Annotated in this window: 19 protein-coding genes and 1 CRISPR repeat array (1 of these 20 running past the window's edge); of the genes, 8 read left to right on the top strand and 11 right to left on the bottom strand. The window is 70.0% G+C overall.

Going from position 1 to position 21092, the window contains the following annotated elements:
* Positions 1–834 carry an ABC transporter ATP-binding protein gene (locus RTA_RS17870; protein ID WP_049871398.1) on the bottom strand — a complete coding sequence of 278 codons (834 nt, stop codon included), beginning with the start codon at positions 832–834 and terminating at the stop codon, positions 1–3.
* A gap of 5 nt (positions 835–839) precedes the next feature.
* Entirely contained in the window at positions 840–2786 is a 1947-nt protein-coding gene (locus tag RTA_RS17865; protein ID WP_013902837.1) for an AMP-binding protein, read from the bottom strand.
* A 115-nt stretch (positions 2787–2901) separates the two neighbouring features.
* On the opposite strand from RTA_RS17865, the gene RTA_RS17860 reads away from it, so the two are divergent.
* A complete protein-coding gene (locus RTA_RS17860) occupies positions 2902–3702 on the top strand; it encodes a Crp/Fnr family transcriptional regulator (protein WP_081466316.1) in 801 nt (266 codons plus the stop codon).
* Between the two features lie 11 nt (positions 3703–3713).
* On the top strand, positions 3714–4499 hold the full coding sequence (locus RTA_RS17855) for a pseudouridine synthase (protein WP_013902835.1): 786 nt from the start codon (positions 3714–3716) through the stop codon (positions 4497–4499).
* Between the two features lie 14 nt (positions 4500–4513).
* Here RTA_RS17855 and RTA_RS17850 read toward each other — a convergent pair whose 3' ends face one another.
* The 6 genes from RTA_RS17850 to RTA_RS17825 all read right to left on the bottom strand — a co-directional run bounded on the left by RTA_RS17850 (position 4514) and on the right by RTA_RS17825 (position 10190).
* On the bottom strand, positions 4514–4909 hold the full coding sequence (locus tag RTA_RS17850; RefSeq protein WP_013902834.1) for a hypothetical protein: 396 nt from the start codon (positions 4907–4909) through the stop codon (positions 4514–4516).
* Positions 4910–5044: 135 nt separating this feature from the next.
* The gene (locus tag RTA_RS17845) at positions 5045–5965 is read right to left on the bottom strand and encodes a spore coat protein U domain-containing protein (RefSeq protein WP_013902833.1); all 921 of its coding nucleotides are present in this window, start codon (positions 5963–5965) and stop codon (positions 5045–5047) included.
* A complete protein-coding gene (locus RTA_RS17840; protein ID WP_226986088.1) occupies positions 5962–8301 on the bottom strand; it encodes a fimbria/pilus outer membrane usher protein in 2340 nt (779 codons plus the stop codon). The genes RTA_RS17845 and RTA_RS17840 overlap by 4 nt, the downstream gene beginning before the upstream one ends.
* Before the next feature lie 68 nt (positions 8302–8369).
* Entirely contained in the window at positions 8370–9104 is a 735-nt protein-coding gene (locus tag RTA_RS17835) for a fimbrial biogenesis chaperone (protein ID WP_013902831.1), read from the bottom strand.
* A 2-nt stretch (positions 9105–9106) separates the two neighbouring features.
* Positions 9107–9649 (bottom strand): hypothetical protein, encoded by a 543-nt coding sequence (locus RTA_RS17830; protein WP_013902830.1) that lies wholly within the window; start codon positions 9647–9649, stop codon positions 9107–9109.
* A 13-nt stretch (positions 9650–9662) separates the two neighbouring features.
* A complete protein-coding gene (locus RTA_RS17825) occupies positions 9663–10190 on the bottom strand; it encodes a Csu type fimbrial protein (protein WP_013902829.1) in 528 nt (175 codons plus the stop codon).
* Positions 10191–10553: 363 nt separating this feature from the next.
* On the opposite strand from RTA_RS17825, the gene RTA_RS17820 reads away from it, so the two are divergent.
* From RTA_RS17820 to htpG, 4 genes are all read left to right on the top strand, one after another.
* The gene (locus RTA_RS17820; RefSeq protein ID WP_013902828.1) at positions 10554–11240 is read left to right on the top strand and encodes a response regulator; all 687 of its coding nucleotides are present in this window, start codon (positions 10554–10556) and stop codon (positions 11238–11240) included.
* The gene (locus tag RTA_RS17815; RefSeq protein WP_013902827.1) at positions 11237–12586 is read left to right on the top strand and encodes an ATP-binding protein; all 1350 of its coding nucleotides are present in this window, start codon (positions 11237–11239) and stop codon (positions 12584–12586) included. Before RTA_RS17820 ends, RTA_RS17815 begins: the two co-directional genes overlap by 4 nt.
* 159 nt (positions 12587–12745) lie before the next feature.
* Positions 12746–13042 carry a DUF4148 domain-containing protein gene (locus RTA_RS17810; protein ID WP_041675726.1) on the top strand — a complete coding sequence of 99 codons (297 nt, stop codon included), beginning with the start codon at positions 12746–12748 and terminating at the stop codon, positions 13040–13042.
* 115 nt (positions 13043–13157) lie between these two features.
* Positions 13158–15083, top strand: a complete 1926-nt coding sequence (gene htpG / locus RTA_RS17805) for a molecular chaperone HtpG (RefSeq protein ID WP_013902825.1) — start codon at positions 13158–13160, stop codon at positions 15081–15083.
* Between the two features lie 16 nt (positions 15084–15099).
* Here the strand turns inward: htpG and RTA_RS17800 are convergent, their stop codons facing one another.
* From RTA_RS17800 to RTA_RS17790, 3 genes are read right to left on the bottom strand one after another with little or no spacing between them, the layout of a single operon-like run.
* Positions 15100–15801 carry a molybdate ABC transporter substrate-binding protein gene (locus RTA_RS17800; RefSeq protein ID WP_013902824.1) on the bottom strand — a complete coding sequence of 234 codons (702 nt, stop codon included), beginning with the start codon at positions 15799–15801 and terminating at the stop codon, positions 15100–15102.
* On the bottom strand, positions 15801–16769 hold the full coding sequence (locus RTA_RS17795; RefSeq protein ID WP_013902823.1) for a tripartite tricarboxylate transporter substrate binding protein: 969 nt from the start codon (positions 16767–16769) through the stop codon (positions 15801–15803). The genes RTA_RS17800 and RTA_RS17795 overlap by 1 nt, the downstream gene beginning before the upstream one ends.
* A gap of 11 nt (positions 16770–16780) precedes the next feature.
* Positions 16781–17770 (bottom strand): tripartite tricarboxylate transporter substrate binding protein, encoded by a 990-nt coding sequence (locus RTA_RS17790; protein ID WP_013902822.1) that lies wholly within the window; start codon positions 17768–17770, stop codon positions 16781–16783.
* Positions 17771–17863: 93 nt separating this feature from the next.
* Between RTA_RS17790 and RTA_RS17785 the strand changes: the two genes are divergently transcribed.
* Together RTA_RS17785 and RTA_RS17780 are read left to right on the top strand one after the other, a co-directional pair.
* Positions 17864–18742: a fumarylacetoacetate hydrolase family protein gene (locus RTA_RS17785; RefSeq protein ID WP_013902821.1), complete on the top strand. Its 879-nt coding sequence runs from the start codon at positions 17864–17866 to the stop codon at positions 18740–18742.
* Between the two features lie 71 nt (positions 18743–18813).
* Entirely contained in the window at positions 18814–19215 is a 402-nt protein-coding gene (locus RTA_RS17780; protein WP_013902820.1) for a hypothetical protein, read from the top strand.
* An 886-nt stretch (positions 19216–20101) separates the two neighbouring features.
* Positions 20102–21092: a CRISPR direct-repeat array (repeat unit 32 nt; unit sequence GTTTCAACCCACGCGCCCGCGTGGGGCGCGAC) (it continues 3662 nt past the right edge of the window).

The following is a 21092-nucleotide window of genomic DNA, read 5'->3' as shown; positions in this document are numbered from 1 at the left end:
TCAGTGGGAGGTGCCGAGGTAGGCCTTGATCACCTCGGGGCTGGCGCGCACCTCGTCCGGCGTGCCGTCGCCGATCTTCCTGCCGTAGTCCAGCACCACCACGCGGTCGCTGATGTCCATCACCACGCCCATGTCGTGCTCGATCAGGACCACGGTGGTGCCGAACTCGTCGTTGACGTCCAGCACGAAGCGGCACATGTCCTGCTTCTCCTCCACGTTCATGCCCGCCATGGGTTCGTCCAGCAGCAGCACCTGCGGCTCCATGGCGAGCGCGCGGCCCAGGTCGACGCGCTTTTGCAGGCCGTAGGGCAGCTGGCCCACCGGGGTCTTGCGGAAGGCCTGGATCTCCAGGAAGTCGATGATGCGCTCCACGAACTCGCGGTGCCGCATCTCCTCCTTCTCGGCCGGGCCGATGCGCAACGCCTGCAGCAGCAGGTTGCTTTTGATGCGCAGGTTGCGGCCGGTCATGATGTTGTCCAGCACGCTCATGCCCTTGAACAGGGCCAGGTTCTGGAAGGTGCGGGCCACGCCCATCTCGGCAACCTGGCGGCTCTTCATGTGCCTGAAGCTCTTGCCGCGGAAGGTGATGGTGCCCTGCTGGGGCTGGTAGACGCCGTTGATGCAGTTGAGCAGGGAGCTCTTGCCGGCGCCGTTGGGGCCGATGATGGCCCGGATCTCGTGCTCGCGCACGTCGAACGAGATGTCGGTCAGCGCCTTGACCCCGCCGAAGGACAGCGAGATGTTCTTGACGTCCAAAATCACGTTGCCGAACTTGCGGCCGTTCCCCGGCGACGCCTGGGGCGCCTGCTGCGCGATCACGGCGGCATCTGTCATGGTGTTCATGCCGCGGCCCTCACCGGCGCAAAGGTCTTCGCATCCATGATCTTCAGCGTGGCGCTCACCTTGCCGGTGCGGCCGTCCTCGAACTTCACCTGCGTCTCCACGTACTGCTCGGCCCTGCCGCCGTACAGCGCATCGACCAGCACCTGGTACTTCTCGGCGATGTAGCCGCGGCGGACCTTGTTGGTGCGGGTGAGCTCACTGTCGTCGGCGTCCAGCTCCTTGTGCAGCACCAGGAAGCGGCTGATCTGCGAGCCGGCCAGCTTCGCATCCTGCGCCAGGTCGGCGTTGACCTTCTCCACGCAGTCCTTCACCAGCTGGTACACCTCGGGCTTCTGCGCCAGGTCGGTGTAGCCGGCGTACGGCAGGTTGCGCCGCTCGGCCCAGTTGCCCACGGCCTCGAAATCGATGTTGACCATCACGCACACCTTCTCGCGGCCGTCGCCGTAGGCCACGGCCTCCTTGATGTGCGGGAAGAACTTGAGCTTGTTCTCCACGTACTTGGGCGCGAACATCGCACCGTCGCTTGCGCCGCCCTTCAGGCGCCCGACGTCCTTGACCCGGTCGATGATCTTCAGGTGCCCCTGGGCGTCGATGAAGCCGGCGTCGCTGGTGCGGTACCAGCCTTCGGCCGTGAGCACCTCGGCCGTGGCCTGCGGGTTCTTGTAGTAGCCCTTGAGCAGCCCGGGCGAGCGCACCAGGATCTCGCCGTTGTCGGCCACCTGGATCTCCACGCCGCTGATGGGCACGCCCACGGTGTCGGCCCTGACCTGGTCGTCCGGCTGCAGGCAGACGAACACGGCCGTCTCGGTGGATCCGTACAGCTGCTTGAGGTTGATCCCGATGGAGCGGTAGAAGGAGAACAGGTCGGGGCCGATGGCCTCGCCGGCGGTGTAGGCCACCCGCACGCGCGAGAACCCCAGGTTGTTGCGCAGCGGCCCGTACACCAGCAGGTCGCCCAGCTTCCAGGCCAGGCGGTCGGCCAGGCCCACTGGCTGGCGGTCCATCAGCGCCGGGCCGACACGGCGGGCCAGCTTCATGAAGGCCTGGAACAGGCCGCGCTTGACCGCGCCGGCGTCCTCCATGCGGATCATCACCGAGGTGAGCAGGCCCTCGAACACGCGCGGCGGCGCGAAGTAGTAGGTCGGGCCGATCTCCTTGAGGTCGATCATCACCGTGCCGGACGACTCGGGGCAGTTGACCACGTAGCCGCAGGCCAGCCACTGCGCGTAGCTGAAGATGTTCTGCCCGATCCAGGCCGGCGGCAGGTAGGCCAGCACCTCCTCGCGCTCGGTCAGGCGGTCGAACTGCGCACCGGCGCGGGCGCGGTCCAGCAGGGTGCGGTGGCTGTGGACAACGCCCTTGGCGTTGCCCGTGGTGCCGGAGGTGAAGAACATGGCGGCCACGTCGTCGGGCGCGGCCTTGTCGACCTCGGCCCGGAAGAACCCCGGGTGGGCCTGGGCAAAGGCCGCGCCGGCCTCGGCCAGGCTGTCCAGCGAGGCCAGGCCCGGCTCGCCGTAGTTGCGCAGGCCGCGCGGGTCGTCGAACCAGATCGCCTGCAGCCGCGGGCACTGGGGCCGGATCTCCAGCAGCTTGTCGACCTGCTCCTGGTCCTCGGCGAAGGCGAAGCGCACCTCGGCGTTGTTGATGGGGAAGACGCACTCGGCGGCCGCGGCGTCCTGGTAGAGCGGCACCGGGATGGCGCCCAGCGACTGCGCCGCCAGCAGGGTCGCGTACAGGCGCGGGCGGTTGGCGCCCACCACCACCATGTGCTCGCCGCGCGCCAGGCCGGCCTGGTGCAGGCCGCAGGCCAGGCGCTCGACCAGCTGCGCCAGTTGCGACCAGCTGTGCGCCTGCCAGATGCCGTATTCCTTCTCGCGCATCGCCGCCGCATGGGGCCGGCGGGCGGCGTGCTCGAGCAAGAGTCGCGGGAAACTTGTCTCCATGGGCCTGGGCCGTGAGGCCGGATGTGTAATGGGGCGGATGCTAGGCGCTGCTTTGACGTCAACTTGTCTTTGCGCCGACAATCTTCGGGAATTCCCTGAACGTACTTTCCCGAGGATGACCGCCCCGCGTACCGAGCCGTCCCTGCACCAGCGGCGCCGCGCGCCGACGCCGGCGGAGCTGGCGGGCATCCCGTGGCTGCAGCAGCTGCGGCCCGACGAGTACGCGCTGGCCGCCAGCCACATCACGGTGGGCGACGCGCTGCCGGGCGACCTGGTGTGCCGCCTCGGCCGGCCGGTGACCTACTGGTTCGGCGTGGTGGAAGGCCTGCTCAAGATGAGCAGCGACAACGCCCAGGGCCAGACCATGACCTTCGCCGGCGTGCCGCCCGGCGGCTGGTTCGGCGAGGGCACGGCCCTCAAGCGCGAGGCCTACCGCTACAACATCCAGGCGCTGCGCAAGAGCGTGGTGGCCGGCCTGCCGGTCGATACCTTCCACTGGCTGCTGGACCACTCCATCGCCTTCAACCGCTTCGTGATGAACCAGCTCAACGAGCGGCTGGCGCAGTTCATCGGGGCGCGCGAGATCGACCGCATGAACGACCCCGACCTGCGGGTGGCGCGCAGCCTGGCCGCGCTGTTCAACCCGGTCCTGTACCCGGGCGTGGGCCAGGTGCTGCGCATCACGCAGCAGGAGCTGGCCTACCTGGTGGGCCTGTCCCGCCAGCGGGTCAACGAGGCCCTGGCGGCGCTGGCGGCGCAGGGCGCGATCAAGGTGGAGTACGGCGGCGTGCGGGTGCTGGACCTGGACGGGCTGCGCTCCAGCGGCCGGCCGCGGGCGGGCCTGGGGGCCGCCACCTCGGACCAGACCGCCGCCGGGCCGGAGCTCGAGTCGGCTATCGTGCTGGCAAAGGCATAGTCCTCCCTCCGATGTCCGACCCGCCGGCCTCCGCCACCACCCGCCTGAACAAACGCCTGGCCGAACTGGGCCTGTGCTCGCGCCGCGAGGCCGACGAGTGGATCGCGCGCGGCTGGGTGCGGGTGGACGGGCAGGTCGCGGCCATGGGCTTGCAGGTGGCGCCCGGCGCGCGCATCGAGGTCGACCCGCGCGCGCGCGGCCAGCAGGAGCAGCGCGTCACCATCCTGCTGCACAAGCCGGTCGGCTATGTGAGCGGCCAAGCCGAGGACGGCTACCAGCCCGCGGCGGCCCTGGTGCAGGCGCGCACCCACTGGCGCGGCGATGCGTCGCGCCAGCGTTTCTCGCCCGGCCAGCTGCGCGGGCTGGCGCCGGCGGGACGGCTGGACATCGACTCCACCGGCCTGCTGGTGCTGACGCAGGACGGCCGCGTCGCCCGCCAGCTGATCGCCGAGGACTCGGGCGTGGAGAAGGAGTACCTGGTGCGCGTGAGCTATGCCCTGCCGCAGGGCGAGCTCACCGCCGACGTGCAGCGCGCGTTCCCCCGCGAGCAGCTGCAGCGCCTGCGGCATGGCCTCAGCCTGGATGGCCAGCCGCTCAAGCCGGCGCGCGTGGACTGGCAGAACCCGGAGCAGCTGCGCTTCGTGCTGACCGAGGGCAAGAAGCGCCAGATCCGCCGCATGTGCGAGCTGGTGGGGCTGAAGGTGGTGGGCCTCAAGCGCGTGCGCATCGGCCGGGTGGTGCTGGGCCAGCTGCCGGTGGGGCAGTGGCGGTACCTGGGGGGAAACGAGGCCTTCTGAGGGAGAGCCTCACCTCACCAGGTGATCAGCAGCTCCATGGGGGCCGAGGTTCTCGGCATCGGGTCCGCGGCGGCGGTGAATTCGTAGCGGTTGCCTTTGTAGGCGCCGGCCCCCTGCAAAGGCTGCTGCTGCATCTTCCAGCCCGCGGCCGTGTTGGCGATCGCCTGCACGTCGACGGTGGCGGGGCAGCTCAGACGGACCGTGTCCGCCCCCGTGCCGCCGCGGTGCGTGCACCGGTGGTCGGAGACCGGCGTTTCGCTGAAGGTGCGCAGGTGGATGGTCACGCCGAAGGCTGCGCGGGGCGCTTCGGCCAGCGCCGCCGCGCTGGCCAGGAACGCCGCGGCGGCCAGCGCCAGCGAAGGCAGCAGGGCCTGCGCGCGGGCGGTCGGGCGTCCAGTGGCGTGGGTCATGGCGGCACCTCGGGAAGTTGAGGTCCATCAGACCACCCGGGCTCGTGCCGCGCCCAGGGAAATGACTAGGCGCGCTTAGGCGCTTGCCCGCACGGGCCTTAGGGCGCGTGCCTACCTGCGTGCGCAGGCAGGCGGTCAGTAGGTGATGGTCAGGGTGCGTGCCTGGCTGGCCGGAGGGCAGGTCGCGTTGGTGCAGGTGCCGGCCTGGCCCGCCGGGATGCTGCCGTTGATCGTAAAGGTCTGCGGCAGGCCGGTGCCCTCCACCTGCCCCGTGTTGCTCAGCGCCAGGCCGTAGTTCAGCCCCTGCAGAGTGCCGGTGGTGGCATCGAGCGAGGCCGTGTAGCGCACGCCGCTCGTGCAGCGCACGGTGTAGGTCGCGCTCGCCGTGGCTGGGCCGGCCTGGAACGAGGCGTAGTGGAAGACCACGTCCCCCGGGGGGGCGGTGAACTGGCACAAGTCCGAGTTGATGATGGTGGCCGTGAGGATGCCGACGACCGGCGCCGGTGCGGAAAGGCAGGCGAAGAGGCTGGTGCCCTGGTTGCACGCCAACAGGTTGACGACGTCCGTGAACGTGCCGGCCCTGACGTTCTGCCGCGGCGGCACGCAGGCATGGAACGTCTGGGTGTGGCTGGCCGTCGCAGTCGCCGCGGTGCCGAAGTTGACGGTGCCGTTGAAGGCCGAGCCCGCCGCGAGCAAGCCTCCTCCCCAGGGCATGGTGCTGCACGCGGGATCGCGCCACAGGTCGTAGCCGATGAAGTTGCTGCTGCCGTTGCCGTTGCTGTTGTTCAGGCGCGCCCGGTTGATGCCGTTGCTGGCCTGCTGCCCGTCATCTGCGCGCAAGGAGTAGTTGAAAACCGTCGGATCGTCTGCCAGGTTGCTGCGCGTGCAGGTCAGGGTGACCGTGCCGACCGTGGAGTTGGCCGCGGTGATGTTCTCGCTGTAGACCGTGGTGAAGCCGCTCGAGCTGAGACTGCAGCTGATGGCGGCTTGCGCGGGAGCGCCCGCGAAGAGGAGCAGGGACGCAGCGACGCGGCTCCAGAACTGGCATCTGTTCATCTCGGCACTCCTGTGCAAAGGGTCGGCCCGACCCGGGCGATGTCCTCCAGCTCCCCGGGCGGGAGCGTGACCGTGAAGGTGCAGCTGTTGCCGTTCCATCGCAACCGCAGCTGGTTGGTGGGCTGCAGGCCGGTGACGAAGGCTTCGCCCCGCCGCGCGACGAAGAATTCCTTGCGGTCGCCCACCAGCTCGAGCTGGGCCCCGGCCGGCGCGGGGGCGCCATCGTCCAGCACGATGCGGATCAGGGCGCCGCGGCCCGAGCGCACGGGGAAGGTGATCTTCACCGCGCCGCGCAGCGCGGGAACGGCTTCCTGCTCGATCGAATCGAGCTCGGCGCTGATCGGCAGCTCGGACGGGTCCAGGCGGACGCTGTTGCGCTGGAAGGGCAGCAGCCGGGGCAGGAGCGCCACGCCATCGGCACCGGTGCGGGTCAGCGTGCTGCTCTGGAAGCCGACCCCGACATCGGCATGGCCGGGGACCTCGACGATGGCGAAGCTGTCCTGGACGCGGCGCGATGCGAACAGGTGGCCATCGGCGAAGACGGCGCCGCCGAGCAGGCCCAGCCGCACGGTCTGCTGGGTGGCGGCATCGCTGACGTCGGCCGAGAACAGTCCCTTGGTGCCCTGGTAGTAAGCCCCGCCCTCCGCGAACCGGCCTTCTCCCCGCGAGCCCGCCGCGGTGCGCCAGCCCCAGCCCGTCTCGGCGGCAAGGGTGCGGCTCGCATTCAGGTAGTACTCGGTCGTTCCTCCCCGCACGTTCGCGCCTGCGGCCACCACCACCCGGCTGTCCAGCGGCACCAGCAGCGAGATGCCCACGGAACTGCCCGAGGAGGCGCCGCTGAGCTGGGTGGCGTTGAATGTGAGCGCCGATCGCTGCGCCAGCCGCACCGTGTAGTTGAGGCCGACGGTGCGCAAGGTGCCCCGGTCGTAGGTGGAAAAGCTGCCGAAGCTCAGGCTGAAGGCGCCGAAGTCGTTGCTGCTGTAGCTGTAGCTGGCGGTGGTCTGGAGCCGGGGCAGCGGCTGCGTCGAGTCGATGCCCAGCTGGCGCCAGCCGCGGCTCGCGCCGCTGGCGCTGAAGGACAGGCCGTGCCGCAATCCGGCGCGCTCCACGGCCGCCGCCCAGCTCAGGCCGCTGCCGGCGGTGTCGCTGCGGCTGGCGCCGACGGCCGTCTGCCCCAGCATCTGGAACGGCAGTTCATAGCTGGCGCCCACGCTCAGGCGTTGCAGCCGGCTCGACCACTCGCCGTTCAGTTCGGCGGTCAAGGACTTGTTCAGGCCCTGGCGCCACAGGCCGGACACGAACCCCGGGCCGTACGAGGCGTTGTCGGTACCCAGGCCCTGGCGTACGGAACCCAGCTCGAAGCTCCAGTCGGTCAGTCCCTGCTCCAGCAGGCTGGCGCTGCTGAACAACGGCTGTGTCACCACGGTTTCGCGGCCCAGGATGTCGCGCACCACGATGCGGGCCTCGCCCGCCCCGGTCAGGGCCGGGAAGTTGTCGATGCTGAAGGGCCCCGGCGGCACGTTGGAGGTCTGGCGCAGGGCATCGTTGATGTAGAGCTCGACCGTGCTAGGCGCCGCCGAGACACCGGTGACCACCGGGATGGGGTAGCTGATGAACCCTGGCTGGAGGGCGAAGTTCTTGGCCACCTGCAAGCCGCCGAAGTACACCGCCCGCGCCGTCAGGCCCGGGCGCGTGATGCTGTCGCCCAGCCGCAGCGTGGTGTTGGTGTCCAGGAAGTTGCGGGTGTAGGTGGTTTCCAGCCGGCGCCAGGACGCGCTCACCTGGGCATCGGCGCTCTCCAGGTTGCGGCCGACATAGCTGCTGGTCAGCAGTCCCCAGTCGCCCGAGAACCCCAGCTCCGTCAGGGCGCCCAGGTCGCGGACATCGGGGTTGCTGCCCTTGTCCCGGCTGGCCGTGTAGCTCAGGTCGTAATTCAGGAAGGCCGCGGGAATGGAGGGCGACAGGGGCGGACGCAGCGCCGCCTCGCGCGTCAGCCGCACGGCATTGAATGCCGCGGGCGCGAACACCAGGTCCACCGACTGGGTGGCGAAATTGAGCCGGGCCTCGAATCCGGGAATGCCGGAAAGCGGGTACCAGGTCTGGCCCTGGAACTGGACGTTCTGTGCACTGGGGCTGCGGATCAGCCGCCACTCCTCGAAGGCGTCCTCCGGTGCGTACAGCAGTCCGCCGCGTTCCAGAAGCGTCCAGACGCCGCCCTTGGTGCTGTTGATGAACACTTCCAGCGGCAGCAGCCGTTCCGTCCGCGGGGCCGTGGCGGCAGCCGGGGGAGCCGGCGCGACCGCCTGGGCGAAAGCCGTGCCGATGCCGACGGCCAAGCCTGCCGCCAGGACAACGTGGCGCCGCCATGCGCCCCCAATACTGCTGCGCGCCACGATCCTTGCCTCTAGGGCAGGGTGATGCCCTGGGTGATGCTCTGTCCGTCGTCGAATGTCACCGTCAGCTGCGCCGCCCCCGGCGCGAGGGGCTGCTCGCCCTTGAGGCTGATGGCCTTGCTGGCGCCCGGCAGCAGGTAGCTGCCGCCCTCGAAGCGCGCCAGCACCTGCTCCGCACGCTGGACCCGGGCCTCGCGGATCTGGGCATAGGCATTGCCGGCGTTGGTGCAGCGCAAGCTCACGCTGGAGGACTCCGCCCGGCTGGTCGTGCATTCCACCTGGCGCTTGGCCGCCGGCGGCGTGATGAAGACCGGCATGCTCAGGGCCAGCGCGATCGGCAGCTGCACGCCCGGCTGCTGCGGCAGGGCCTCTGGCACCTCCCGCACCACCAGCCGGTAGGTGAGCTGCCGGCCGGGGTCGGCCGGCTTGAGCAGGGCCAGCCGCACCACCTGCCGCGCACGGGGGGCCAGCTTGATGATGGGGGGCGCCAGGATCAGGTCTTCCGTCAAGGTCAGCTCGTCGGCGCCGTCCGGCTTCTGGGCCCAGCTGTGGATGTCCGCCTGCAGCACGACGTCGGTGTCGCCCTCGTTGGTCAGCGTGACCGCGATCGCCCGGTCGCGGGGCGTCATGTACAGGCGCACCGGCGTGACCGAGAACACGCCCGCGACGGCGCTGGTCAGCGGCCACCCCAAGGCCAGCAGCAGGAGGAAGGCGGCAGTGTGGCGCGCGCCCCGGCGAGACTTCATCCTCAGAAGGATACCAGTAGCTCAACAGCACGACGGCCTTGCTCGGCGCCGATGATGCGAAGTGCGGTAAGCGTCCCACGGTCGTCGCGCCGGCGCATCCGTGCCAGGTGCTGGTCGACACCCTCGTCGTTGGTGGCGAACAACTGGTCGCCGAATCGCCATCCGTCCTGCTCGGCTTCGCCGACGCTGAACGCCTGGTCGTCGAGCCGGCAATTGATGCTGGGGGCCAGTTGCCGCGACACGCCCGCCTGTTCCGTGCGGCAGTAGTCGGGAAGCAGGGTGTCGCGCGCCGGGCGGAATGCGGGCATGAACTCCGGAGTGCGCGCCGGCTGCACCGGTGAGATGTCCACGAAGACGTTGCCGTCGCAGCGCACCTGGACCGATGTGCCGCCGCCCGATGCCGCAGTGCCGCTCACGCAGACGTTGCTGCCTGCGCCGGGGCGGCTCAAGGTGATCATCACGCCGAACTGCGCCCCTGCCGAACCGGCCGCGGCTGCCGAGGCGGCCAGCCCCAGGATGATGGCCGCAACGGACCTGCCCAGCATGGCTGAGGCCGTCTCAGTACGTCAGCGTCACCGTGCGCTGGCGGTTGCCGCCGGTGTTCGAGCACACGGTGGTGGAGCCGGCGGCCGCCGTGGCAGTGGCCGTGGCGCAGGTGCCTGCCTGGTTGCCGGACATGGAACCGTCGATGTGGTGCGTCTTGGCCGTGCCGTCGCCCACGCCGGCGGCGGAGGTGCGGAACCGCAGCGTGTAATCCAGCCCCGTATCCGTGTCGGTGTAGCTGTACACCCCCGCGGCTGCGGGGCCGTCCAGCGCCAGGCTGTAAGGCAGGTTGCCCGTGCAGCGCACCGTGAAGCTGGTGTCGGCGGTGGCGGCGAGCGCCTGGAACGCCGTGTAGCTGAACGTCAGGTCCGTGATGCTGGCGCCAGTGGCCGCGGAAGTGCTGTTGATCTCGCACTTGGGCGTCAGATTGACGACGACATTGAAGTTGCCGGTCGCGGTGGCGGCCTGGACCCCCATGCTGGCAGAAGCGCCCAGGCCGAGCAGGACGGAGGCGACAAGGGCGATCTTGTGACTGGATTTCATGGTGGATTCCTTCATCTGAGCCGTTGGGACAAGCCGATCACGGCTCTCAATGGGTAACAAGGTGAAACAAATCCTAGCACGACAGGAGCAGTTGTCTAGGGGGTTTGCTTAGGGACCTTAAGCCTGCGGCTTAGTTGATGTGAAGAAAATCACGTAAATTGGTCTGCTTGGCGACGACTTGGTTTTGTTTGGACCTTCCAGTCGTGTGCTCATCCTTGGGCTGGTGACCTGCAGCGCTGGCAACACTGGCGCGCCGGACGTGGCTCCTTGGCGCGGGATGGCGCCGATAACGTCCGGCTAAGAGTGACCGCCTAAGCTCTGGGCTCCTACCTGACCCCGCACTCCAACCGCGGCCCACCCGCCATGCGTGTCCTGCTTGTCGAAGACGACGAAATGATCGGCCCCAGCCTGCAGCGGGCCCTGGAATCCAATGGCTGGTCGGTCGACTGGGTCAAGGAAGGCCTGCTGGCGCAAAGCGCCTTGTCCGACGGCGGCTACGCCTGCGTACTGCTGGACCTGGGGCTGCCCCGCCGCGACGGCATCGAGGTGCTGCGCAAGGCGCGCGCCGAGGGCGACCGCACGCCGGTGCTGGTGCTCACCGCCCGCGACGGCGTGGACGACCGCATCCTGGGGCTGGACGTGGGCGCCGACGATTACCTGATCAAGCCCTACGAATTCCGCGAGCTGCTGGCGCGCATGCGGGCCGTGATCCGCCGGCGCGACGGCAGCGCCCACTCCATCATCGGCGGTGCCGGCGTGCAGATGGACCTGACCACGCGCGAGGTGCTGGTGGCGGGCGAACGCTCGCAGCTGTCGGCGCGCGAGTTCGCGCTGCTGCACGCCCTGCTGGAGCGTCCCGGCGCCATCCTCTCGCGCGACCAGCTGGAGTCGCGCATCTACGGCTGGGGCGAGGAGGTGAGCAGCAACGCGGTCGACGTCCTGATCCACGGCATGCGCCGCAAGCTGGGGCCGGACACCATCCGCAACGTGCGCGGGCTGGGCTGGCGCATCGCAGCCGCCGCGCCGACGCCGGGGAGCCAGGGCGGATGATGCGGATCTTCCGTTCCGGGGCCATGTGCTCGATCCGGCACACGCTGCTGCTGTGGCTGGTGCCGCTGTTCCTGATCGTGGGCGCCGCCTCGGCGCTGTTCTCCTACTGGAGCTACAGCCGCATGGTCAGCACCTTCATGGACGACCAGATGCAGCAGCTGGGCGACTCCATCGTGCAGACTGAGGAGCACGTCGCGCCGCCGGTGCCCTCGCGCGAGCGCCTCGACGAGTGGGGCGCCTACGTCGTCCAGGTCTGGGACGCGCAAGGCCGCCTGGAGTCCAGCTCCTGGCCGTCGCTGGCGGCGGGCCTGGCGGCCTCGCCGGGATTTGCCGACCTGCGCGTCGACGGCACCGGCTGGCGTGCCTACGCCAGCGCGCCCGGCAGGGCCGGCCAGCGCGTGCAGGTGCTGCAAAGCGGTGAATTCCGCCGCAAGCTGGCTGCCGAGAAGGCCGGCGCCGCCGTCGCGCCGGTGATGATCCTGCTGCCGCTGGCCATCCTCATCCTGTGGGGCGTCGCCGGCGCCATTTCGCGCGAGGTCCAGGCCATCGGCCGCGCCGCCGCGGAACAGAACGAGAACAACATCGCCGAGCTGCCGCTGGCGCGCGTGCCCTGCGAGATCGCGCCCCTGGTGCACTCCTTCAATGGCCTGCTCACGCGGCTGCGCGACGCCTTCACCGCGCAGCGCCGTTTCGTGCAGGACGCGGCCCACGAGCTGCGCACGCCGATCACGGCCGTGGCGCTGCAACTGGAAAACGTGCGCTGCGACCTGCCGCCGGGTGTCTGCGCGCAAAGCTTCGCCCAGCTGGAAGCGGGCGTGGCGCGGGCCCAGCGCCTGGTCGACCAGATGCTCAAGCTGTCGCGCCAGCAGGACGTGTCGGCCCAGGAGGCGCCGGCCGCCGTGGACCTGCAGGCGCAGCTGCACGAGAGCATCAACGCGCTGATCGCATTGGCGGACCAGCGCGGCATCGACCTCGGCCTGGTGGCGCCGGAACAGTCGCTGCCGCCCATGGTGCTGCGCTGCGGCCAGGGGGACCTGCGCAGCGTGCTGGACAACCTGATCGAGAACGCGTTGCGCTACGCGCCCGTGGGCGGCGTGGTGGATGTGCGGCTGTCGTGCGAGGCCGGCCGCGCGGTGGTGGAGGTGGTGGACACCGGGCCGGGCATCCCGCCCGACCAGCTGCATCGCGTGTTCGACCGCTTCTTCCGGGTGCCGGGCAACGGCGCGCGCGGCAGCGGGCTGGGGCTGGCCATCGCCCAGGCGGCGGCGCAGCGCTGCGGCTTGCGCATCACCCTGCGCAACCGCGAGGACCGCAGCGGCCTGATCGCGCGCGTCGAGCAGGCCTGAGCCGCGGCCGGCCGGCTAAGCGCCAGCTAAGACAACGCTAAGGGCCGGCTAACGGCGCAAACCTACAGTGAGGACACGGTTGACGCGATGGCTGAATCGCACAGCGACAACCGAACGCCGGTTGTCCCGTTTCTCACCCACCCTTTTGAAGGATCCACCATGAACACCAAGACCCTCCTCGCCGTGCTTGCCCTGGCCGCCGCTGCTTCCACGGGCGCCCGCGCCGACGAAGCCGAAGGTTCCCAGCACGTCCTGCAGTTCGAAGGCAGCCGCACCCGTGCCGAGGTCCAGGCCGAAGCGGCCGGCCTGCCTTCCGGCGGCACCACGCAGGAGCATGCCGGAGCCGGTGTGCTGGCCCCGCGCCAGTCCGGCCTCGATGCCGCCAGCGTGCGGGCGCAGGCCGCCGAGGCGGTGCGCACGGGCGAGATCAGCTCGGGCGAAGTCGGCCTCATGTAAGCGGCCCTGGCCGCGCACCCGCATGGAACGCCCCTTGTGGGCGTTTTTGTGCGTGGGGCTTGAAAAACCGCCCGCCGTCCCCACGTGGCCGCTCGTTCCCACCCGCCAACGAGTTATGAGCCAGAACAAACAGACCCTGTCCTTCCAGGCCGAAGTGGCCCAGCTGCTGCACCTGGTCACCCATTCGCTGTACTCCAACAAGGAGATCTTCCTGCGCGAGCTGGTCTCCAACGCCTCGGACGCCTGCGACAAGCTGCGCTTCGAAGCGCTGGCGGACAATGCGCTCTACGAGGACCAGCCCAACCTGGAGGTGCGCGTCAGCTTCGACAAGCAGGCCCGCACCCTCACCATCACCGACAACGGCATCGGGCTGTCGCAGCAGGAGGCCATAGCCAACCTGGGCACCATCGCCAAGAGCGGCACGCGCGAATTCATGAACCGCCTGTCGGGTGACCAGAGAGCCAACGCGGCCGAGCAGGGTCAGCTCATCGGCCAGTTCGGCGTGGGCTTCTACTCCGGTTTCATCGTGGCCGACAGCATCACGGTGGAGTCGCGCCGGGCCGGCCTCCAGCCCGAGGAGGGCGTGCGCTGGACCAGCGCCGGCACCGGGGACTTCGAGGTCGAGGCCCTCACGCGGCCCGAGCGCGGCACCAGCGTGATCCTGCACCTGCGCGAGGACGCCACCGAGTACCTGTCCACCTGGAAGCTCAAGTCCATCATCGCCAAGTACTCCGACCACATCTCCCTGCCCATCCTGATGCGCAAGGAAGAGTGGAAGGAAGGTGAGGACAACAAGGGCGGCGAGATGGTGCCTACCTCCGAGTGGGAGACCGTCAACCAGGCCAGCGCCCTGTGGAGCCGGTCCAAGAAGGACATCACGGCCGAGCAGTACACCGAGTTCTACAAGCAGATCAGCCACGACCACGAGGCGCCGCTGGCCTGGTCGCACAACCGGGTGGAAGGCGCGACCGAGTACACGCAGCTGCTGTACATCCCGGCGAGCGCGCCGTTCGACCTCTGGAACCGCGAGAAGAAGGCTGGCGTCAAGCTGTACGTCAAGCGCGTCTTCATCATGGACGACGCCGAGGCGCTGATGCCGGTGTACCTGCGCTTCGTCAAGGGCGTGATCGATTCGGCCGACCTGCCGCTGAACGTCAGCCGCGAGCTGCTGCAGGAAAGCCGCGACGTGCGCGCCATCCGCGAAGGCTCCACCAAGCGCGTGCTGTCCATGCTGGAGGAGTTGGCCCGGCTGGAGAAGGAGGATTCCGCTTCCGCCGAGGACAAGGCCAAGTATGGCAAGTTCTGGGCCGAGTTCGGCGCCGTGCTCAAGGAGGGCCTGGGCGAGGATTTCGCCAACCGCGAACGCCTGGCCAAGCTGCTGCGCTTTGCGTCCACGCAGTCCGACGCGCCCACCGTCTCGCTGGCGGACTACAAGGCCCGCATGAAGGACGGCCAGGACGCCATCTACTACATCACCGCCGACACGCTGGCCGCCGCCAGGAACAGCCCCCAGCTGGAGGTGTTCCGCAAGAAGGGCATCGAGGTGCTGCTCATGGCCGACCGGGTCGACGAGTGGGCGCTGAACTACCTGACCGACTTCGACGGCACGCCGCTGCAGTCGGTGGCCAAGGGCGCGGTCGACCTGGGCAAGCTGCAGGACGAGGCCGAGAAGAAGGCCGCGGAGGAAGCCGCCGAGGCCTTCAAGCCGGTGCTGGCCAGGCTCAAGGAGGCCCTGAAGGACCGCGCCGAGGACGTGCGCGTCACCACCCGCCTGGTCGACTCGCCGGCCTGCCTGGTGGTGGAAGGCGGCGGCATGAGCCTGCAGCTGGCGCGCATGCTCAAGCAGGCCGGCCAGAAGGCGCCGGAGGTCAAGCCGGTGCTGGAGGTCAATCCCGAGCACGCGCTGGTCAGGAAGCTGGACGGCTCGGTCCATTTCCACGATCTGGCGCAGATCCTGTTCGACCAGGCGCTGCTGGCCGAGGGCGGCCTGCCGGAGGACCCGGCGGCCTACGTCAAGCGGGTGAACGCGCTGCTGGCCTGACCGCCGGGCGGCCGGCTCAGGCTGCTTCGATCCCGACCTCGGCCCGCGCCGCCCGGGCCTGCGGCCCGGCCAGCAGCTCCACCAGCGCCCGGGCTTGGTCGGCAGCGGCGGCCCGGCTGCAGACGGCGGCGGTGTAGACCGTCGCCAGCTCGAACTCCGGGGGCAGCAGGCCCACCAGCTCGACGCCGGGCGTGAACAGGATCTCGGTGACCTGCGTGCAGCCGATCGCGCCGGCCGCATCCGCCTGCGCCATCTCGCGCATCGCGGTGTTGCCGTTGGGGAAGGCGCGCAGCCGCTGCGCCAGCGACTGGTCCAGGCCCAGGGCGCGCAGCACCTTCATGAAGTGGATGCCGGCGGTCGCCTTCAGCGGGTCGGGCAGGTAGATGCCGGACGCCTGGCGCAGCGCCGCCGCCAGTGCATCGGCGCGGGCCACCTCGGGATGCGGTTCGCCGCTGCGCACCGCGACGCCGGTGCGCACCACGCCCAGCGGCCGGGCGCTGCCGCCGTCGACCCAGCCCTGCTGCGCCAGCTCGTGCACCAGGGCCTCGGTCAGGATGACCACGTCGCAGGGCTCGCCCGCCGTGAGCTTGTCGCGCATGGCGCCCACCGCGCCGAAGGTGCCGGCGATGTCCATGCCGGCCTGCGCGGTGAAGGCCGGCTGCATGCGGCCCACCAGGGCCTGGGCCGCGCCGCCGCTGAGGATGTTGAGCGCCGCCATCAGTCGGCTTTGATATTGGCGGCCCGGATCACCCGGGCCCATTTGGCGATGTCGTCCTGGATGTAGCGGTCGAAGGCCGCCGCATCCATGACCAGCGGCGTCGCGCCCTGGCGGCCCCATTGCTGCCGCACCTGGGGATCGCGGGCGATCCTGCCCACCGCCTCGTTCAGACGCTCGACCACCGCGCGCGGCGTACCCTTGGGCGCCAGCAGGCCCAGCCAGATGGTGGCCTCGTACTCCGGCACGCCGGATTCGTGCACGGTCGGCACGTCCGGCAGCACCTCGGAGCGCTGCTTGCCGGTGGTGGCCAGGGCCTTGACCTTGCCGGCCTTGACCTGCTCCACCATGGTGGTCACCGCATCGAACATCATGTCGACCTGGCCACCCAGCAGGTCCGTGCGCGCGCCCGAGCTGCCCTTGTAGGGGATGTGCACGAGGAAGGTGCCGGACATGCTCTTGAACAGCTCGCCGGCCATGTGGTAGGGCGTTCCGGTGCCGGAGGAGGCGTAGTTCAGCTTGCCGGGACGGGCCTTGGCGTCGGCCACCAGCTCGCGGATGCCGCCCGCCTTGAGCGAGGGATGGGCCACCAGCACCAGGTCCGAGTAGTTGATCGGGGCCACGCCCACGAAGTCGCGCGTCAGCTGGTAGGGCTTGTTCGCCACCAGCGTCTCGTTGACCGTGTGCGCGTTGGACATCAGCAGCAGCGTGTAGCCGTCGGCCGGCGCCTTGGCCACCGCGTCGGTGCCGATCACCGCGCCCGCCCCGGGCCGGTTCTCTACCACGAAGGGCTGGCCCAGCGGCTCGGCCAGCCGCTGCGCCAGGAAGCGTGCGTAGTTGTCGGCCGGACCGCCGGTGGCGAAGGGCACGATGATCCTCACCGGCCGCACCGGGTAGGTCTGGGCCGCGGCCGGGGTGGATGCGGCGGCTGCAAGGCCGGCCAGGGCGAGTACGAGGTGCCTGCGCAGCATGGTGCTCTCCCTCACTCGACCTTGCCGATCTTCTTGACCACGTCGGCCATGCGCCGGGCATCGGCCTGCACGTAGCGCTCGAACTCCGGCGTGTCCTGGTACAGGATGGGGCTGCCGGCGTTGGCGATCACTTCCTTGACCTTGGGGTCGGCGGCCGCGGCCCTGGCGGCGGCGCGCAGCCGCTGCACCACCGGCTCGGGCGTGCCGGCCGGCACGAACAGGCCGGACCACTGGGCGTACTCGGCGCCGTAGCCGGCGTCCTTGAGGGCAGGCACCTCGGGCATGGATTTCAGCTTGCCGCTGCCCCAGTGCCCCAGCACGCGCAGCTTGCCGCTCTTGACGTGCTGCAGCACGGTGGCGGGGCCGGAGGACACGGCGTCGATCTGCCCGCCCAGCAGCGCCACCACCGCAGGGCCCGCGCCGGTGAAGGGCACGTGCGTCATCCTGATGCCGGTGTTCTGGGCCAGGATCTCCATGGGCACGTGCATGGTGCCGTAGTTGCCGGACGAGCCGTAGTTGATGGCGCCGGGGCGCTTCTTCGCGTCCTCCACGAAGTCCTTCGCCGTCTTCCAGGGCGCATCGGCGCGCACCGCCAGCACGGTGGGGTCGGCGGTGAAGCGGGCCACCGGGCGCAGGGCGGCCAGCGAGTACATCGGCGGCCGGCCCAGCAGCGCGTCGGCCTCGGGGATCACGGTGAAGGACGAGAGCGACAGCAGCACGGTGTAGCCGTCGGCCGGCGCCTTGGCGGCCTGGGCCATGCCGATGCCGCCGCCGGCGCCGGCCTTGTTCTCGATGACCACCGGCTGGCCCAGCTCGCGCCCCATGGCCTCGGCCACCGGCCGGGCCACGATGTCGGCCAGCCCGCCCGGCGGGAAGGGCACGATCATGGTGACGGGCCTGGCGGGGTAGGCGGACTGCGCCAGCGCGGTGCCGGCACTGCCGAGCAGCGCGGCGGCGGCCAGGTGCGCGAGCAGCAGACGGCGGGAAGGGGGATGCGGCATGGGGTTTGTCTCCGTGTGGGGCTGCGACGTGTTTGTTAGCATGCTACTGATCCGCTCCCGTTCCCACAGCGTTTTCCCCATGAGGCCCCGCGCATGAAGATCGTTGCCTTCCGCCACCACAACGAACCGGGCGTCGGCCTGCTGAGCGCGGACGCGCGATCGGTCGAGCCGTTCTCGTCCCTGCCCGCCGCGCAGCGCGGCCTGGGGGCGCTGCCCCTGGTCGAGCTGCTCGCGCGCGGCGAGCCGCTGCCGCCAAGGGGCGCGTCCCTGCCGCTGGCCCAGCTGCAGCTGACGGCGCCGCTGCCGCGGCCGCGCCGCAACATCTTCTGCGTGGGCAAGAACTACCACGCCCATGCCAAGGAGTTCGCCGGCAGCGGCTTCGACAGCAGCGCCAAGTCGGGCGGCGACATCCCGGAGCATCCCATCCTGTTCAGCAAGGTGCCCGAGAGCGTGATCGGCCCGAACGAGCCCATCGTGGTGCCGCGCGAGATCTCCACCGCCATCGACTACGAGGCCGAGCTGGCGGTGGTGATCGGCCGCGGCGGCCGCGGCATCCGGTCGCAGGATGCGATGGCCCACGTGTGGGGCTACACCATCGTCAACGACATCACGGCGCGCGACTGGCAGAGCCGGCACCAGCAATGGCTGATGGGCAAGAGCTTCGACACCTTCTGCCCCATGGGCCCCTGGCTGGTCAGCGCCGACGAGCTGGACGGCCAGGACACGCGGGTGCGCTGCTGGGTCAACGGCCAGGAGCGGCAGAACGCCAGCACGCGCGACCTGATCTTCGGCATCCCGCGCCTGATCGAGACCTTGTCGGCCGGCATCACCCTGTACCCGGGCGACGTGATCGCCACCGGCACGCCGGTGGGCGTGGGCATAGGCTTCAAGCCGCCCAAGTACCTGCAGCCCGGCGACGTGGTGCGGGTGGAGATCGACGGCATCGGCGCGCTGGAGAACCCGGTGCGCTAAGGCATCACCCTGCGCAGGGCCGGCTTGGCATCCGACACGGCGGCGCCGCGCCGCTGGCGCAGAATCACCGCATGAACAAGCACAGGGTTGGGGCCGGCCGTGCGGCCCGCAGTGCGTGCGTGCTGGCGGCCTTGCTGGGGCTGGGGGCCTGCTCGTCGGTCGGCTTCGGCATCGGCATCCCCGTGGGGCCGGTGTCCCTGGGTGTGGGCGTCGGTTCCGGTGGCGTGTCGGCCGGCGTCGGCACGGGCGTGGGTCCGGTGGGGGTGGGTGTGGGCGTCAACCAGCGCGGCCAGGTGATCGGCGGCGCGGGCGTGGGCGCCAGCGTCCCCGTGGGCGGCGGCCCGGTCCGCGCCGGCGTGGGCGTGGGCACCGGCACCGTGCTGTACGACCCCAACCGGCCGTCCACAGCGCCGGTGGTGCCGCAGGCCGGTGCCCGACCGCCGGCTTCGGCGGCGGACCAGATCGCGCCCTGAGCTCTTCCGTTGTGTGCGTGACAGTAGGCTGATGAACGACTCTGCGCAGATGGTTTAACCCACGCGTCCGCGTGAGGCACGCCTCTACACATCTTGCCGTCCGTAGTGCCGCAAGCGCTGTTTCCATCCAAGCACCGCGTAGGCGCGACGCTATACCCGGCGCTGGTGAATTCGGTTCATGTCCCAATTTCAACCCGCGCCCCCGTACGGACGCCATCACCGGTTTCGCTGGCCACGAACTCGGCAACGGCATTCAACCTAGAAGCCCCGCGAGCCTCGACCCTATGCCGCCCAGTTCCAGTCATCGCCGTTTCAGTCCATGAGCCCGCTTAGGGCACGACGGCTTGGTACTCCTGCTGCCAGACATTTCGATAATCGTTTCAACCACGCACCTGCGTGAGCGCGACCAACGTACCGTACTAAGGTCTCCTTGGAGTTGATGTTCACCTATGCGCCCGCATGGGGCGCGATCTGCCGCCGTTCCCGGACCATGCCCGCTACGTGATTTCAACCCACGCGCCCGTGTGAGGCGCGACCCCCAGGATCCGCTGCGCCTCCGCGCCCACTACGTTTCAACCCACGCGCCCCGCGTGAGGCGCGACGCGACGCCTATGTGGGCTGCCACCCGCCGAAGGTGTTTCAACCCACGCGCCCGCGTGGGGCGCGACCTCAAGAGCCCGCGCAGCGTGGTGCTGCACGGCATGTTTCAACCCACGCGCCCGTGTGGGGAGCGACAAGGCGGCCGAGCGTGCCACCAGGGCCAAGGAAGAAGTTTCAACCCACGCGCCCGCGTGGCCGGTGCCGCCGGCCACCAGGTAGACGTTTCAACCCACGCGCCGCGTGGGGCGCGACACGTCCAGCAGGCCGCGCTGCATCGGCGCGTTATCGTTTCAACCCACGCGCCCGCGTGGGGCGCGACGCAACCCGTTTCCACCCCCTGGGGTGGGGCAAATGTTTCAACCCACGTGCCCGCGTGGGGCGCGACACCGAGCTTGCGGGCGCGCTGCCCGAGCCGGTGATGTTTCAACCCACGCGCCCGCGTGGGGCGCGACTGGAAAGAAAATCATTGCTAGACGTCTTGAAGTGGTTTCAACCCACGCGCCCGCGTGGGGCGCGACCCTCGGTCGGGCTGGGGGGGCGTGCATAGCTCCATGTTTCAACCCACGCGCCCGCGTGGGGCGCGACGTCGTGAGCTGGTCCCTGGCCGGCTCGGGCTCGGTGTTTCAACCCACGCGCCCGCGTGGGGCGCGACTCCTGCCTGCTGGTGCTGCAGCTCGACCACATGCCCCCGTTTCAACCCACGCGCCCGCGTGGGGCGCGACCTCGTTGGCCGTGAGCAGCTCGCCCCCGGTGCGCTCGTTTCAACCCACGCGCCCGCGTGGGGCGCGACGTGGCGCGCAACCACAGCAAAGTCACCCTGGCCGAGTTTCAACCCACGCGCCCGCGTGGGGCGCGACCCGAGTTCAAGATCCTTGCGCTGCAGGCGGACGTGTTTCAACCCACGCGCCCGCGTGGGGCGCGACCGTCGATCACCTGGGGCAGCGTCTTCGCGCTGTTGTTTCAACCCACGCGCCCGCGTGGGGCGCGACTAGAAAAACACTTGCCGATCATTGTCGGGCTTTATGTTTCAACCCACGCGCCCGCGTGGGGCGCGACCGCAAGGATCGGCTGGAGGGGAATACATCGGCAAAGTTTCAACCCACGCGCCCGCGTGGGGCGCGACCTGGGCGGCAAAGGAAAAGGCCGGCTACGACATCGAGTTTCAACCCATGCGCCCGCGTGGGGCGCGACGCGCCGGCCGCGTAGGTCTGGCCGTTCTGGCCCGCGTTTCAACCCACGCGCCCGCGTGGGGCGCGACCACCCCCGTCCCGGCTCCC

The sequence above is a fragment of the Ramlibacter tataouinensis TTB310 genome, from assembly GCF_000215705.1.
Lineage (GTDB): Bacteria > Pseudomonadota > Gammaproteobacteria > Burkholderiales > Burkholderiaceae_C > Ramlibacter > Ramlibacter tataouinensis.
Note: the sequence above shows the minus strand (reverse complement) of the source record. Positions and strands in the feature narration are given on the sequence as shown.

Coding starts and splice junctions, on each gene's coding strand:
- RTA_RS17870 (WP_049871398.1), bottom strand. CDS start 834: ATGACAGATGCCGCCGTGATCGCGCAGCAGGCGCCCCAGGCGTCGCCG.
- RTA_RS17865 (WP_013902837.1), bottom strand. CDS start 2,786: ATGGAGACAAGTTTCCCGCGACTCTTGCTCGAGCACGCCGCCCGCCGG.
- RTA_RS17860 (WP_081466316.1), top strand. CDS start 2,902: ATGACCGCCCCGCGTACCGAGCCGTCCCTGCACCAGCGGCGCCGCGCG.
- RTA_RS17855 (WP_013902835.1), top strand. CDS start 3,714: ATGTCCGACCCGCCGGCCTCCGCCACCACCCGCCTGAACAAACGCCTG.
- RTA_RS17850 (WP_013902834.1), bottom strand. CDS start 4,909: ATGACCCACGCCACTGGACGCCCGACCGCCCGCGCGCAGGCCCTGCTG.
- RTA_RS17845 (WP_013902833.1), bottom strand. CDS start 5,965: ATGAACAGATGCCAGTTCTGGAGCCGCGTCGCTGCGTCCCTGCTCCTC.
- RTA_RS17835 (WP_013902831.1), bottom strand. CDS start 9,104: ATGAAGTCTCGCCGGGGCGCGCGCCACACTGCCGCCTTCCTCCTGCTG.
- RTA_RS17830 (WP_013902830.1), bottom strand. CDS start 9,649: ATGCTGGGCAGGTCCGTTGCGGCCATCATCCTGGGGCTGGCCGCCTCG.
- RTA_RS17825 (WP_013902829.1), bottom strand. CDS start 10,190: ATGAAATCCAGTCACAAGATCGCCCTTGTCGCCTCCGTCCTGCTCGGC.
- RTA_RS17820 (WP_013902828.1), top strand. CDS start 10,554: ATGCGTGTCCTGCTTGTCGAAGACGACGAAATGATCGGCCCCAGCCTG.
- RTA_RS17815 (WP_013902827.1), top strand. CDS start 11,237: ATGATGCGGATCTTCCGTTCCGGGGCCATGTGCTCGATCCGGCACACG.
- RTA_RS17810 (WP_041675726.1), top strand. CDS start 12,746: ATGAACACCAAGACCCTCCTCGCCGTGCTTGCCCTGGCCGCCGCTGCT.
- htpG (WP_013902825.1), top strand. CDS start 13,158: ATGAGCCAGAACAAACAGACCCTGTCCTTCCAGGCCGAAGTGGCCCAG.
- RTA_RS17800 (WP_013902824.1), bottom strand. CDS start 15,801: ATGGCGGCGCTCAACATCCTCAGCGGCGGCGCGGCCCAGGCCCTGGTG.
- RTA_RS17795 (WP_013902823.1), bottom strand. CDS start 16,769: ATGCTGCGCAGGCACCTCGTACTCGCCCTGGCCGGCCTTGCAGCCGCC.
- RTA_RS17790 (WP_013902822.1), bottom strand. CDS start 17,770: ATGCCGCATCCCCCTTCCCGCCGTCTGCTGCTCGCGCACCTGGCCGCC.
- RTA_RS17785 (WP_013902821.1), top strand. CDS start 17,864: ATGAAGATCGTTGCCTTCCGCCACCACAACGAACCGGGCGTCGGCCTG.
- RTA_RS17780 (WP_013902820.1), top strand. CDS start 18,814: ATGAACAAGCACAGGGTTGGGGCCGGCCGTGCGGCCCGCAGTGCGTGC.